This is a genomic window from Candidatus Deferrimicrobiaceae bacterium (assembly GCA_036504035.1).
Taxonomy (GTDB): domain Bacteria; phylum Desulfobacterota; class Deferrimicrobia; order Deferrimicrobiales; family Deferrimicrobiaceae; genus JANXPS01.
The window spans coordinates 164,545-179,765 of sequence record DASXVV010000013.1 but is presented as its reverse complement, the minus strand read 5'-3'; the positions used below and the strand labels follow the sequence as shown (position 1 = coordinate 179,765).

Sequence of the window (15,221 nt, the reverse complement as noted above, 5' to 3'; positions counted from 1 at the left end):
TTAATCGATGCCGCTTCGCCCCGACATGGAACCTCAGGAATACCTGGCCATCATTTTGCGCCGCAAGTGGTCGGTCCTGTTTACCATCCTTACCATCCTTTTCCTCGCCAGCGTCTTTTGCGTGGTCGCGCCAGAAAAATTCAAGTCGAGCACCACGATCCTCGTCGTGCCGCAGCGGGTCCCCGAGGGGTACGTCAAATCGACGGTCAGCATCAAGATCGAAGAACGGCTTGCGACCATCCAGCAGCAGGTCATGAGCCGCACCCGACTCGTTGCGGTCATGGACGAGCTCGGTCTTTTCAAGGAGATGCGCAAGAAGCAGCCGATCGAGGCCGTCGTCGACGAGATGCGGAAGCGGATCGAGATCCAGGTCGGAACCACTGAAAAGCAGAAAAAACGCGACACGGAAAGCGACAGCTTCACCCTTTCCTTCACCCACGAAAATCCTCAAACCGCCATGTTGACTGCTTCCCGGCTGGCTTCGTTCTTCATCGACGAAAACCTGAAGAACCGCGAGGCGCAGGCGGTCGGCACGTCCGAGTTTCTCGATTCGCAGCTCCAGGACACGAAGGCGAAACTCGAATCCGCCGAAGCCAAAGTCCGGCAGTACAAGATGCAGTTCATGGGCGAATTGCCCCAGCAGATGCAGGCCAATATTTCGATCATGTCCCGGTTTCAGGAACAACTGCGCGCCAACGCCGATTCCATCCGGAGCTCGGAGGATCGCAGGGTTTTTCTGGAATCTCAGTCCGGCATGCTCGAAAGCCAGATCCGCGAGATCGAAAAGGCTTCCCCGGCGCCTGCGACGCCGGGCGGCGAAGGGACCGGCACGGTCGAACCCGTCCAGCAGATGTCGACCGTCGACCCCGCCCAAGCGCTCGTGGTCGAATTGGAGGCCAAGCAAAACCGGCTGACGGAGCTGTCCGCGCGCTACACCGACAAGTACCCCGAAATCGTGCGCCTGAAGGGGGAGATCGAGCAGCTCGAAAAAAGGATCGTCTCGGCTCGCCAGAACCCGGTTCCCGCGAGCGCGTCCCCTCCGCAAAAAAACGAGCGAAGGAACCCCGTTTCCGTCAAGTACGGGCCGATCGCGCCGGTCCCGCCCAGAGCGACCAAAGAGCGGGACGAGCTTCGGCACGTCAAGGCGCAGCTTGCCTCGATCGAAGCCGACATCCCCCGAATCAAGAAGGAGCGCCAAGAGCTCCTCAACGGGATTGCGGGGGTCGAAGCCAAGGTGGCGCAGTCTCCGCGACGCGAACAGGAGATGATCGCGCTCTCCCGCGACTACGACAACCTCAAGGCGTCCTACGACGACCTGTTGAAAAAGAAGCTCGACGCCGACGTCTCGCAAAACCTCGAGAAGCGGCAAAAAGGGGAACAATTTCAGATTCTCGACCCGGCCAACCTCCCCGAGGAGCCGTTCACGCCCAACCGGATAAAGATTCTCGGCATCGCGCTCCTGGCCGCATTGGGTGCCGGCCTGGGTGGCGCGTTCGGGATCGAGATCTTGAACCCCGCGTTGCGCAGCGCCCACGATTTCCGCCACTTCTATCCCTACCCGATTTTGGCTTCCATCCCCCAGATCCAGGACAGCGCCTACATCCGAAATCGGAAAATCCGGCAGGCCGTCGTCTTCGGCGTCGGCGCCATTTTCATCTTCGCCGTCACCGGATTCATTCTCCTGTATGGCGACAAGATCCGGACCATCCTCAACCTGTCGCGAGGCGCCTGATGCGATTCCCGTTCATGAACTCCAAGACTTCGATTCCCCGCAAGACATCGGGAGCGGTATCCACCTTGAACATCGGCGCCGAAGACTCCATCTACACCGAGCAGATCAAGGCGTTGCGGGCAAAGGTCGAGTACAGGATCGACCAGATCCAGGCCAAGACCTTCGCGGTGACGAGCGCGGTGTCCGGGGAGGGAAAGACGACGCTTTGCGTCAAGCTGGCGGCCAACCTGGCATCGTCCGGACGCAAGAAGGTGCTCCTGATCGACACCGACATGCGCAAAGCCGACCTGGCCCGCGGGCTGGGGCTTCCGGGCAAGCCGGGACTTTCCGATTTCATCACGGGCGGAGCGCCGCTTAGCGATATCGTCTGCAACACGGTCGCTCCCGGATTGACCGTCATCCCCGCCGGATTGCGCGTCTCCGAACCGGCCGACCTGCTTTCCGGCAATGTCTTCCGCGATTTCCTGGGGTCGGTAAAGGACGGTTTCGACGTGGTCCTGCTCGACACCCCACCGGTGCTGCCGGTCGCCGACACGCTTAGTCTGCGTGACCTGGTCGACGGCTTCATCTTCGTCTACCGTGCCGGCTTCACCCCCCACAAGATGTTTTCCCGGGCCGCCGAAGAAATCGGGGAGAAGGGCATCCTCGGGGTCGTGATCAATGGGGTCGAACCCGAAAGGCAGCGATATTACGAGCGATATTACGGAAGCTATTATCAGAGGCCCTCGGCCTCCGATCATGTTTCCTGAAGGCAAAGAAAACAGCTCCGCTTAATTGCTTAATCAGGGAAAGTTATTTCCCACACCGTTTCGCCTCTCATCCTCATGATGATGTGTCAGAACAACAATTATCAATCATTGCGCCAGGTTGCCTCTCTTGTATTCCCGGAGGAAACCGGCATGCATCTTGTAACTGATTTTGGCAGAATAGATTTGCCGTACGTGGGGAAGGGCCGCAGGGGGCGTTCATGAGTTTCTTCGATTTCCTGAATCTGAAAGATACCTTCAGCCGGATGCGGTCCTCGAGCGGCATCCACGTCCGGGAAGACTTCCTGTTGATCCTCGAACGCGAACGTGCCCGCACCGATCGCACCGGACACGAATTTTCCCTGGTGGTCTTCGGCATCGGGTCCGCGACCGGCAGCATCCAGATGACCACCCGCTACCTCGAGACGGCCATCCGCAAACGCGCGCGCAACAGCGACGCCATCGGCTGGTTCGACGACCATGCGCTTGCCGCCATCCTGCCCGGCACCTCTCCCGACGGCGCCTTGAAATTCGCCGAGGCGGTCCGGCAGTCCGCCGCACCCCGCATCACGGTGCTCCATACAACCATCTATTCCTATCCGACCAATTGGATCGAGCAGAAGGGCACCGCCTGCAAAGCGTCCGATGAGGTCGCCGCGCCGGGCGGGATCGCCTGCTCGCTTGTGGCTCCGGAGCCGGAACTCGCCGCCCAGCAGCTCGAACCGATCTTCAGGCGGCGCTTTCCCTTCTGGAAAGACACGCTCGATGTCGTCGGCGCGCTGCTGGCGCTTGTCGTTCTTTCCCCGCTGTTCCTGTTGGTGGCCCTCTTCATCAAGATCGTCTCCCCGGGGCCCGTCTTCTTCAAGCAGACCCGCATCGGCTACCGTGGACGGCCGTTCACTTTCTGGAAGTTCCGCACCATGCACGTCGACAACGATGCGTCACAGCATCAAAAATATCTGAGCACCCTGATCAGCAGCGGCGACCAACCGATGACCAAGCTCGATGCCGAGCGTGATCCGAGAATCATCCCGTTCGGCAAGCTGTTCCGGCAGTCTTGCATCGACGAGCTGCCCCAGCTGATCAACGTCCTGCTCGGCGACATGAGTCTCGTCGGGCCCAGGCCCTGCCTGCCCAACGAGGCCGAAGATTTCAACCTCTGGCACACGCGTCGATTCGACACTATTCCCGGTATGACCGGGCTGTGGCAGGTCAACGGAAAGAACAAGACCACCTTCAAGCAGATGATGCGTTACGACATCTCCTACGCCCGGCAAGACAGTTTCTGGACCGACCTCAAGATCATTTTCAAGACGATCCCGGCCATCATCGTCATGGTCCGTGAGCAGCTTGCCGCGCGCCGCACGGCCTCCGTCGAATCGAAGGCGCTCGCGTCCGCGAAGAAAGTCTCGTAGGAGCCGCAAAATCCCTTCTGCCGTACCGATTTCCGATTCAATTCCCGGCTTGCAGCCCAAGCGCGATATTTCACCATCACAAGAGGAGACGGGTATGAAAAAGGTTTTGAACGTCGCCGTAGCCGGTTGCGGATACTGGGGACCGAACCTGATCCGGAATTTCTCGGCGCTTCCCGACTGCCGGGTCAAGTCGATCTGCGATCCCGCACCCGCCCGCCTGAAGCACATGAAAGAGCTTTATCCCACAGTTGAGGTCACCTCCGATTTTGACAGCCTGGTCTCCGACAAGGAGATCGACGCCATCGTCGTCGCCACCCCGGTCCATCTGCACTACGAGCTGGCGAAAAAAAGCCTGGAGGCGGGGAAGCACACGTTCATCGAAAAGCCGATGGCGCAGTCCTCCGCGCAGTGCGCCGAGCTGATCGCGATCGCCGAGAAGAAGAAGCTGACGCTCATGGTCGGCCACACGTTCATCTATTCGGCCCCCGTGCGTCGCATCAAGGAGATCATCGATACAGGAGACATCGGCGAGGTGCAGTACGTCAGCTCCCGCCGGCTCAACCTCGGACTTTTCCAGAAAGACATCAACGTCGCCTGGGATCTGGCGCCGCACGACATCTCGATCATCCTCTACCTGCTCGGAAGGCCGCCCGTCTCCGTCAACTGCCAAGGCAAGGCGCACGTCAACAAGGACATCGAGGACGTCACCAACATGTCGATCGATTTCCCGAACGGCGGCTTCGCCACCATCCACAGCAGTTGGCTCGACCCCAACAAGATTCGCGAGATGGTCATCGTCGGCAGCAAGCGGATGATCGTCTACGACGACAACGAGCCGCTCGAAAAGATCAAGATCTACGACAAGCGCGTCGAGACGCCGCCGCACTACGACACCTTCGCCGAGTTCACCTATTCGTATCACTACGGCGACATCCACATCCCTTACATCAAGCAGACCGAACCGCTCAAGGTCGAGGCCCAGCACTTCCTCGATTCGATCCGCAAAGGGTCGAAGCCCGAGTCCGGCGGCCTCGAAGGGCTTCGCGTCATCCAGATCCTCGAGGCGTCTTCCCGGTCGCTCAAGGACGGCGGCGGCAGCGTCGAGATCGACACAACGCTCGGGACTGATGTCCCCGCGATGGCCTGATCATCTAAAAACCGCCCAAAGGAGTTCGTCGATGTGCGTCGATGCACCCGTGATGAAAAAGATCGCCCCGGACGTCAAGCTCGGTGAAGGCGTCAAGATCTACGATTTTGTCAACCTCTACGGCTGCGAGATCGGCGACCACTCTAAAGTCGGAACTTTCGTCGAGATCCAGAAGGGCGCCAAGATCGGTCGCAACTGCAAGATCTCCAGCCACACCTTCATCTGCGAAGGCGTGACGATCGAGGACGACATCTTCATCGGCCACAACGTCACCTTCATCAACGACGCCTTCCCGCGTTCGACCAACGAAGGCGGCGGGCTCCAGACCGAGGCTGACTGGGTCTGCGTCCCCACGCTCATCAAGCGGGGCGCCTCCGTCGGTTCCAGCTCCACGATCCTCTGCGGCGTCACGATCGGCGAGCGCGCCATCGTGGGCGCCGGCAGCGTCGTCACGAAAGACGTCCCTCCCGACACCATCGTGGCCGGAAACCCGGCCCGCATCCTTCGCAAGATCACCGAGGAGAAGAAATAATGAAGGTTCCCTTTCTCGACCTCAAGGCCCAGTACGACACCATCAAGGAAGAGATCGCCGTCGCCATCCAGAGCGTTCTCGACAAGACCGCTTTCGCCGGCGGCCCCTTTGTCGCAAAATTCGAGGAAGAATTCGCGACGTTCTGCGGCACGAAACACGCGCTCGGCGTGGGCAGCGGAACCGATGCGCTCTGGCTCGCCCTCGCCGGTCTCGGCGTGGGGGCGGGCGACGAAGTCATCACGGTCCCCAACACCTTCATCGCCACGACCGAAGCCATCAGCTATCGCGGCGCCACGCCGGTCTTCGTCGACGTCGATCCCAAAACCTGGCTGATGGATCCGGCCAAACTTGAATCCGCCATCACGCCCAAGACCAAGGCGATCCTCCCGGTGCACTTGTTCGGCCAGATGTGCGACATGGACCCGATCATGGCGATCGCCAAGAAGCACAATCTTTTCGTGGTCGAGGATGCCTGCCAGGCGCACGGCGCCACCTACAAGGGCCGAATGGCCGGCTCGATCGGCGACGCCGCCGCGTTCAGCTTCTATCCCGGCAAGAACCTGGGCGCCTACGGCGAGGCCGGCGGCATGGTCACGAATAACGACGAAGTCGCCGCCAAAGCCCGCATGCTGCGCGATCACGGCCAGGCGAAAAAATACTACCACTCGATGATCGGCTGGAACATGCGGATGGACGGCATCCAGGGCGCCATCCTCAGCGTGAAGCTCAAGCACATCAAGCAGTGGAACGAAGCCCGTCACCGCAACGCGAAGCTGTACGACGAACTGCTGGCGGGCATCCCCGGCGTCGTGACGCCGTCCGAAGCCGATTACGGAAAGGCCGTCTACCACATCTACGCGATCTGCGTGAAGGATCGCGACGCCGTCATCGCGAAGCTGGCCGAAAAGGACGTCCACTGCGGCATCCACTACCCGGTGCCCCTCCACCTGCAAGAGGCCTACGCCTTCCTCGGAAAAGGGCAGGGGAGCTTCCCTGTGGCCGAGAAGGGCGCATCAGAATACGTGTCGCTGCCGATGTACGCCGAGCTGAATATCGAACAGATCCAAAATGCCGTCGACCACTTTAAGCTCATTATTTCGGAACCCATGATCAATCGATAACCCGGATATGAGCAGACAGAATCACATCTACACAGCGGTAGTTGGCATTTTGTTCATTGTGTCGTATTGGTTCCCCTTTAGGGAGGCAGCGTACGGCATGATGACTGGTGAGCTATCGCACGGTTTTTTGATAATTGCTATTAGCGGTTATCTGGTTTGGATAAAACATAAACAGTTGACCAAAATCCCGTTAATTCCATTAATTCTTCCAGGGTCTATTTTGTTGATCACGGGTTGCTTTGTTTACCTGATCGGGCGATTTGGTGATATGGCTTTAGTTCAAGAAGGATCGATTGTTTTAACTCTGCTCGGGTTAATACTTTTGTTTGCAGGATACAAACTGTTTTTAGCCCTTTTGCTCCCGGTCCTTTATTTGTTGTTCATGTTTCCGTTTTTTTCTGTTCTATTGGGGAAATACAGTATTTATTTCCAGGTATTGTCAGCAAATATCGCAACAAATTTACTTGCATTGACAGGCATGCCCGCAATACAAGAGGGTAAATTTATAATTCTTCCGCACACAACACTTGACGTGGTAAAGGAGTGTAGTGGAATCAACCATATCTTGACATTGGTAGCTTTATCAATTCCGTTAGCATTGATTTCAAGGCTTTCGTTTATTGGTAAAATATTATTGGTTCTCTTATCCTTCTTCGTAGGATTGTTTTCAAATGGCGTACGTATCGGAATGATTGGCATTTGGATGAAGTTCCAACCAGATGCTTCGATTCATGGCCCATTCAATACTCTTATTGTTTCAACTTTTATTATGGGAGTAGGGTCTTTTCTGCTATTGATCGTATTTATTTTGATAAATAAGATTTTTCCGTCGAATCGGGTTGAGACATGTTTCGAAGACCCGCCAAAACATGAAATCAACCTGGGGCAGGTTTCGAATAGGAATGCTTCCGTGCTGGCTTTTATCATTTTGTCAATAACTGGTTTATTTGCATTTAATGCTCAGCAGAGCCCATTTCCTGATTATATGCCAACAATGAACATCCCTTTACTGCTTGATTCATGGGCAGGCAAGGAGGTTTTTATTCTTGAAGAACCTTACGAAGATCAAAATTCTGATTCTAAAATCAAAAGAATTTACACAGACCCTTCCGGGAACAAAATAAAACTTTTCGTTGCTTATTTCGCAACCCAACAGAAAGGGAAAAAACTATTCAACTATTACTTTGACGAACTTAACATTGGTTCGGTCAATGAAAATATTGGCCCCTTTCAAACGCGGATGGCAATTAAGGGGACAAAAGACTCAAACAAAACGGTGTATTTTGGCTATTTGATTGGAGGCACCATCACTTCCAATCGCTTTTACGCAAAGTATCTTCTGATCCTGAACCGTGTGCTTCATAACAAAAATAGCGGAATGTTTTACGCGGTGACGATTCCGATGCAATATCTGAAAACAGAGCCAATTTCAACGGGGACAGCTCCACATATCGTCGTCCGCCTACTTAGTGAAATCGCAAGAAACGCCCAATTGTGAAAAAGGTCATGGGGGAAAAGGGGTCTCTTCGGCACTCAGCAATCAGTGGAGGGCTCTGGGTAGCGATTGGGAGCAGCTCCGAACAAGGTCTTCGATTTATACGAAATATCATTCTCACACGTATTCTTTCCCCCGAATCCTTCGGAGCAATGGCGATTATCCTGGCAATCAGCAGCGCATTTGAATCTTTTACTGAAATTGGAATTAAAGAAGGGATCATTCAGAATCCCAAGGGGAAGGAGCAGGGTTACCTGAATGGCGCATGGTGGATTTCCGCTGGAAGATCGATATTTCTTTATTTGGCAGCATATATTGCATCTCCGTTCGTGATGGAGTTTTACAATACGCCGAATTTGACCGGAATGACACGGGTTGCTTTTCTTGTTGTTCTTTTTAATGGTTTTATGAGTCCAAATGCTTATGTGTCACAAAAGGATATGAAATTTAAGCGTTGGATCTTGATTTACCATGGGGGTAGCGTAATAGGGATCCTTGTTTCGATCATTCTTTCGTTCGTATTGAAAAGCACATGGGCTCTTGTAATCGGATTTTCCTTGGAAGCCTTTTCTAGAATGATTTTGTCCTACATTATTGCCCCCTTTTGTCCTAATCTATATTTCGATAAAGATTACATCCGTTCACTCTTGTCGTATTCAAAGGGCATGATCGGCCTACCAGTTATGACATTTATATTTATGAGAAGCGACGTTTTTTTTGTCGGTAAGATTTGCACAATTTCAGAACTTGGACTTTATACCTTAGTTGCATCTCTAGCAAGAATGCCATTCCAATTAGTGACATCTATGATCAATCGAATTATGATGCCGATTTTTTCGAAAATTCAGAATGACACACTAACAGTCAATAAATACATTCATAATATAACAAAAAATATCTTTTTGTTCATGGTCCCAGGAATATTGTTCGTCATTTTCTATGCGGATTACCTGTTGGGTGTGGTCTACGGGAAACGGTACTCTGGGGCGCGGGTCGCGTTCGGGATCATATTAATCACTGAATTTCTACGAGTAAGCGTCCTTCCAGTAGTTACTTATTATTTTGCCAGTGGTCGCCCACACCTTCATAGAAACTTCACAATTGTTCGAGTCTTGATCATCCTGATTCTGATTTATCCGGCAACTCGACTCTACGGGATTACAGGCGCCGCACTTGCGGGTTTTGTTGCAACTATCTTCGGGAATATGATTCAAATAAATCAGATACACACAATTAACCAACTAAACTTAAAAAATTATTACGCGATATTTCTTAATGCTTTGATACCAACATTTGTGTTTGGAGGTTTATGGTTTGCTAGTAGAAACATTCTGAATGCTCTTCCAAGATTAGATGTTTTTTCTGGGGCCATTGTTTCTATTGCGCTCTATATATATGTGGTTAAACAACATTGGGCAGAAAGTAAATCAATTATCTTTTTTGGCAACAAAGCATAAATGACGAAAAATATTAAAAATGAAACCGTAACCTCAAGCAACCTCCAAATATGCCTGATGGGTGCCTCACCCGAAACCGGCAATCTTGGAGTTTCCGCGCTTTCGGCCTCTCTGGTTTCTATTATTGACTCCTTGATTCCCGGCGCAAAAATCTTCATGTTTCTTGGGATGAAGCAAGGAAAATCTTTGATAATGAAGACGCCTAAAAAAGATATTACAGTTGACATTGTCAATTATCGACGATCACCTTCGTCAAGGTTCCATGAACACATTATCACGATTATGTTTCTTGCTATATTCTATCGCATGATCCCGATCGGATTATTAAGAAAAGCGATTGTAAGAAATAACAAAGCGATTGCCATGTTTGAAAAAACCGATCTGGTTGGCGAAATCCGTGGTGGGGATAGCTTTAGCGACATATACGGGTTGAAGCGGATGATACTGGGCAGCATTCCAGCCTTCATCGCAATTCTTATGGATCGACCGCTTGTGCTTATGCCGCAGACCTACGGACCGTATCAATCAAAATTAGCTCGAATGATCGCGTCCCGAATCATGAGGTCATCCGTGTTTATCCTCTCCCGCGACGCAGAAGGTATCTGTGTTGTCAATCAATTGCTCGGAAATCGAAAGGTGGCCATTCCGGTCATTCTTTGCCCTGATGTTGCGTTTACGTTGGGCGCAAGATTACCGCAAGATTTGAGAATTACCCCCCCGCTACCCGATCGCAAAAAGGACGAACCCCTTCTCGGGCTAAATGTTAACGGATTATTATTCAATGGAGGCTACACACGGGCCAACATGTTCGGACTACTATTCAATTACCATGAATTCGTCCAAAAGCTTGTGGATCGGATTTTGAAATCAACAGAGTGGAGAATTCTGTTGATCCCTCATACGTATGGCGGAGAGGGACACGTCGAAAGTGATCCGGATGCATGTCGGAAGATTCGGGACTCCGTTCCGCAATCCGATGCCGACCGGGTTCACATGGTTGACTACTATTACGATCAATTTCAAATAAAGGGGATTGTAAATCTTTGCGATTTTTTCGTCGGATCCAGAATGCATGCCTGTATCGCCGCCTTGTCCCAAGGGATTCCGACCGTTGGGGTCTCCTATAGTAAAAAATTTTTCGGAGTCTTCGATTCGGTTGGGAAAGGAAACATGGTTATCGATGCCAGAAATGTCGAAGAGACTGAAGCCGTTGACATGATTCTATCGAAACTGTCGAGCTGCAAACAGACAAGTATCGATAAAACCGGGGAAATTGAAATTGCTAGAAATCAAATCTATAAGTCTTTTAAAACCATGATTTCGTGTGCGATTCGTTGAACCCTTTGTCATGTTCTTGAGGAAACAATTTATTTCCGTTAACGACGTTGTCTCCTGGAATTTGTGCATAGGTTGCGGAGCGTGCGTTCCTGCTTGCGACAAGCGATCCATTTCCATGACTAGTTTCGAGACTTCGGGCTATCGGCCCGTGACGATCTCTTCCGCCTGCATTCGGTGCGGTCAGTGCCTGAAAGTATGTCCCGGAGTCCGCGTCGAATCAGAACTGGGCTATCAACCGGATCCAGGGGTAGAGTTACTCTTGGGGCCATCACGCAAGATCATGATCGGTCACGCCTCGGCACCCGATATCCGATACAGGGGTTCTTCGGGGGGATTGCTCTCTGCATTGGCGCTATATTGCCTGGAAAACGAAAACGTAGACTTCGTGCTGCAAACCGCGACCGACCCGATAGTGCCATGGAAAAATAGGACTGTCTTCAGCAGAACCCGGGAAGAACTGCTATCCGCTGCCGGATCCCGCTACGTCCCTTCCTCGCCTTGTGCGGCATTTTCAGACCCTGAGATGGGAACCGGGAAATTTGTATTTATCGGAAAGCCTTGTGATGTCGCCGCCTTCAAACAACTCAAGGAGATTCGCCCAGAACTGGCTGCGAGAAACGTGCTTACCCTGACTTTTTTTTGCGCCGGGACGCCCAGCGAAAGAGGCACGCTGGATCTCATTCGATCACTGGGTATTTCCTGCGATCAGGTCGATCAACTTCGATACCGCGGAGAAGGATGGCCGGGTAATTTCACCATCCGGTACGAAAACGGTTCCAGGCATCGTTCCGTCTCTTACCAGGAGTCCTGGGGCTTCATTCAAAAATACAGACCATTCCGTTGTCACCTGTGTCCCGACGGCTTGGGCGAGTTGGCAGACATTTCGTGCGGAGATGCTTGGCACCGACACGGTCAGGACGAAAATCCAGGCCTTTCCTTTGCAATGGTTCGGACCGAACGGGGGGAGGAAATCTTGAAAAAGGCCATGGCTTGTAACTACCTTGAACTTTCCCCGGCGAATTCGGAAGAAATGATTCAGGCGCAAGGTTTGGTGAATCGGAGAAAAGAAATCCATGGTCGAATTCTTGCGCTTCGACTGCTCGGCCTTCCGCATCCGGTTTACCCAGGCTTTCATTTATCTCAACTCTGGAAAAAAAATACGACATTAAAAAATATTAAGACGGTTGCTGGCACTATAAAAAGGATTTTAAAAAAGGGATATTTGCATAGTGTATCCAGTTGATGGTAACAAATGAAACGGCTCATTAAATATAATATCAGCGTTTTAGTTTATTTGTATGATCGACTCGTAAAGATCATCGGAAGACGAAACCATTCCTTTAGTATCGTGATTTTATATTATCATTCCGTTCCAGACGCACAACGCTCCATGTTTTCGCGACAAATGGAATCTCTGGCCCGTTCATTCCATCCGATTTCCATCCAGAATCTGAATCGTCCAGAGCCAGGAAAGCACCACGTCCTAGTGACTTTCGACGATGGTTTTACCTCGGTCAGCCGGAATGTCCTGCCAGAGACAAGAGCTAGAAATATCCCGATCGCTCTGTTCGTCCCCACCGGGCACATCGGGAAAGCGGCCGGCTGGCTAAAGGGGAGCAGTCGGGCCGAAGCCGGAGAATCGGTCATGACTCCGCAGGAGATCCGTAAGATCTCCCAAGATGGACTTGTGGAGATCGGCTCACATTGCGTTTCTCACTCCAACCTGTTGACTCTTTCCCTGGAAGGCGCCACATCTGAAATCATCGAGTCCAAGCAAGTACTCGAAAAGATACTGGAAGCGCCGGTCGACACGATCAGCTTTCCGCATGGTGCCTATTCGAGCGAGCATCTATCAACGGCTGTTTCGGCGGGTTACAAGATCATGTTCGGGATAGATCCCACCTTGGAAACGAAGAATCGTCTCGGTGTTCCCTTGGGTCGTGTTGCCGTGGAGCCCACGGATTGGCCCTTCGAGTTTCGCATGAAGGCATCCGGAGCTTACCGGTGGCTCCCGGCGGTTTTTTCCATAAAAAAAACGATCCGGAATTTGGGCAGATCCTGACCAGGAATACGACATTGGATCGCGCAGAATACGCGATCGAAATTGATCGAATCGGAAAATCGGATTGGTCCCGGCTCGTCCGGGGATTCTCCGACAACAACATATACCAGTCTTGGTCATACGGGTCCATTCGATGGGGTGAACGAAATTTTAGCCACCTGCTTGTCAAATCAAACGAGGAAACTGTTGCAGCGGTTCAGTTGCGGATTGTCAAGATCCCAGGCCTCGAACGAGGGATTGCTTATGCGTTTCGGGGACCGCTTTGGAAAAAGCAGGGATATCCGTATCAGTTGGCAGCATTGCGCGCCGCGATCAAGGCCATAATTAGAGAATATTCCGGGAATCGGTCTTTGTTCTTGAGATTGGTTCCATGTTTGTCCGAGGAGCTTACGTCCGGCGCCATTTCGATGCTTGAAGCGGAAGGATTAAAAGGCAATATTTCAGTAAATCCGTATCGGACTCTGTTGCTGGATCTGTCCCCATCTCTTGAAGAATTACGACAGGGCTTACGGAAAGACTGGAAAAACAAGCTGAATCGAGCGGAAAAACAAGATCTTCATATAATGGAAGGCACTTCAGACGAGATGTTCGTAAAATTCATGCAAGTGTATCAGGAAATGCACGAACGGAAACAATTCACCGAATTTGTGGATGTCAACGAATTTCGAAGGATTCAAAACGATCTCGATGAACAAAGCAAGCTCCGGATCATCGTTGCTGAAGTGTGCGGGCAGCCGGTGGCTTCGATCATCTGGTCGGCGGTTGGCGACACCGGCCTGACCCTTCTCAGGGCGACGGGGAAACAGGGGATGGAAACTTATGCCGCTTTTATGCTTAGCTGGCAAATGATGGCCCGGCTGAAGGAAAGCGGAATTCAATATCTTGATCTTGGCGGCATCGACCCGGACCGGAACCCTGGCACTTATATGTACAAGAAAGGATTGGCAGGCAAAGCCGGCTTGGATATTCGGTTCGTGGGCCAATTCGAGCACTGTCTGGATCCCCTTAGCCTGATGGTCGTTCGGGGGGCGGATCGGTTTCGGAACATGATGCGAATCCTGAAATCAATCCGGTCAAGATCGGCAAATCGGCAATCCACATGAAAGATACTCACAATACGCCTGACGTCTCCGTCATCATCGTCAACTGGAATACGCGCAATTTGCTTATGGAATGCCTCGAATCCTTTCAAGAGGACATGGAACAGGGCATCTGCGAAGTGATCGTCGTCGACAACGGTTCTTCTGACGGATCGGCGGATGCCGTATCGGCGGGGATTCAGGGTTGCATTCTCCTTCGCCAACAGGAGAATCTCGGTTTCGCGCGCGGGAACAATGTGGGGATTCGGCGAAGTAAAGGTCGATACGTCGCGTTGGTAAATTCGGATATCGTGGCACAAAAAAATTGCCTGAAAAAAATGATCGCCTTCATGGACCAAAATCCGCAAGTTGGTCTGGCCGGACCGAAATTGCTGAACAAGGATCGAACATATCAAATGTCTTGTCGCCGGTTTCCCTCTTTATGGAATTACTTGTGCATGACATTAAACTTATGGAAAATATTCCCGGAAATTTCTTGGTTCAACGGCGAACACATGAGCTACTTCAAACATGACGAAGTAAAGATGGTAGACGCGTTAACCGGAGCCTTTATGATGGTACAACGCGAAGCACTGGATCGGGTCGGCCTGTTGGACGAGGATTACTTCATCTACAGCGAAGAAATTGACTGGGCCCGACGTTTTCATAAGGCGGGCTACCTAGTCGCGTTCTTTTCGGAATCCGAGGCAATTCATTATGGTCGCTCCAGTTCCAACCAGGAACCGTCTCGGTTCTACAAGGAATGGTACAAATCCAAGATGACGTATTGGGAAAAACACCACGGGAAATATTGCCGTAAAATCTTTGTCTACATCACTTATCTTCGACAATTCATCAAGCTGTCCAAGGCTTCCCTCTTTTATCTGATTTATCCAGGACAGAGAACCAGGACTTCAGACCAGATCAGGGGATGCATTGATGTTCTCTCATGGCTTTGGTGCTACGGAACTACGGGGAGCAAATGATGTCCTGGTTCAGAAGAATCCGGCGGTATTGCCGGAAGCACGGGATCGTGGATACGTCCCGGAAACTTAAAGAAATTTTACTTCGGTTTCTTTTTCAGAATCAAGGGATCA

13 protein-coding genes are annotated in these 15,221 nt (G+C 51.9%); all 13 read left to right on the top strand.

Annotation, left to right across the window (positions count from 1 at the left end):
* Nucleotides 1-7 precede the first annotated feature (7 nt).
* The 13 genes from VGK27_11925 (at nt 8) to VGK27_11865 (ending at nt 15,110) form a co-directional block, all read left to right on the top strand.
* The gene (locus VGK27_11925; protein ID HEY3490812.1) at nt 8-1,732 is read left to right on the top strand and encodes a hypothetical protein; all 1,725 of its coding nucleotides are present in this window, start codon (nt 8-10) and stop codon (nt 1,730-1,732) included.
* Entirely contained in the window at nt 1,732-2,481 is a 750-nt protein-coding gene (locus VGK27_11920; protein HEY3490811.1) for a CpsD/CapB family tyrosine-protein kinase, read from the top strand. Before VGK27_11925 ends, VGK27_11920 begins: the two co-directional genes overlap by 1 nt.
* A 218-nt stretch (nt 2,482-2,699) precedes the next feature.
* Nucleotides 2,700-3,893, top strand: coding sequence for a sugar transferase (locus tag VGK27_11915; protein ID HEY3490810.1), 1,194 nt, complete (start codon nt 2,700-2,702; stop codon nt 3,891-3,893).
* 94 nt (nt 3,894-3,987) lie between these two features.
* Nucleotides 3,988-5,040: a Gfo/Idh/MocA family oxidoreductase gene (locus VGK27_11910; GenBank protein ID HEY3490809.1), complete on the top strand. Its 1,053-nt coding sequence runs from the start codon at nt 3,988-3,990 to the stop codon at nt 5,038-5,040.
* A gap of 31 nt (nt 5,041-5,071) precedes the next feature.
* Nucleotides 5,072-5,572 (top strand): acyltransferase, encoded by a 501-nt coding sequence (locus VGK27_11905; protein HEY3490808.1) that lies wholly within the window; start codon nt 5,072-5,074, stop codon nt 5,570-5,572.
* On the top strand, nt 5,572-6,693 hold the full coding sequence (locus tag VGK27_11900; GenBank protein ID HEY3490807.1) for a DegT/DnrJ/EryC1/StrS family aminotransferase: 1,122 nt from the start codon (nt 5,572-5,574) through the stop codon (nt 6,691-6,693). The genes VGK27_11905 and VGK27_11900 overlap by 1 nt, the downstream gene beginning before the upstream one ends.
* A gap of 7 nt (nt 6,694-6,700) precedes the next feature.
* Entirely contained in the window at nt 6,701-8,191 is a 1,491-nt protein-coding gene (gene xrt, locus VGK27_11895) for an exosortase (GenBank protein ID HEY3490806.1), read from the top strand.
* Nucleotides 8,188-9,645: an oligosaccharide flippase family protein gene (locus VGK27_11890; GenBank protein ID HEY3490805.1), complete on the top strand. Its 1,458-nt coding sequence runs from the start codon at nt 8,188-8,190 to the stop codon at nt 9,643-9,645. Before xrt ends, VGK27_11890 begins: the two co-directional genes overlap by 4 nt.
* Entirely contained in the window at nt 9,646-10,983 is a 1,338-nt protein-coding gene (locus VGK27_11885; protein HEY3490804.1) for a polysaccharide pyruvyl transferase family protein, read from the top strand.
* Nucleotides 10,984-11,263: 280 nt separating this feature from the next.
* On the top strand, nt 11,264-12,226 hold the full coding sequence (locus VGK27_11880) for a Coenzyme F420 hydrogenase/dehydrogenase, beta subunit C-terminal domain (GenBank protein ID HEY3490803.1): 963 nt from the start codon (nt 11,264-11,266) through the stop codon (nt 12,224-12,226).
* A gap of 9 nt (nt 12,227-12,235) precedes the next feature.
* The gene (locus VGK27_11875) at nt 12,236-13,045 is read left to right on the top strand and encodes a polysaccharide deacetylase family protein (GenBank protein HEY3490802.1); all 810 of its coding nucleotides are present in this window, start codon (nt 12,236-12,238) and stop codon (nt 13,043-13,045) included.
* Entirely contained in the window at nt 12,988-14,148 is a 1,161-nt protein-coding gene (locus VGK27_11870) for a GNAT family N-acetyltransferase (protein HEY3490801.1), read from the top strand. The genes VGK27_11875 and VGK27_11870 overlap by 58 nt, the downstream gene beginning before the upstream one ends.
* Nucleotides 14,145-15,110 (top strand): glycosyltransferase family 2 protein, encoded by a 966-nt coding sequence (locus tag VGK27_11865; protein ID HEY3490800.1) that lies wholly within the window; start codon nt 14,145-14,147, stop codon nt 15,108-15,110. The genes VGK27_11870 and VGK27_11865 overlap by 4 nt, the downstream gene beginning before the upstream one ends.
* Nucleotides 15,111-15,221: the final 111 nt, after the last annotated feature.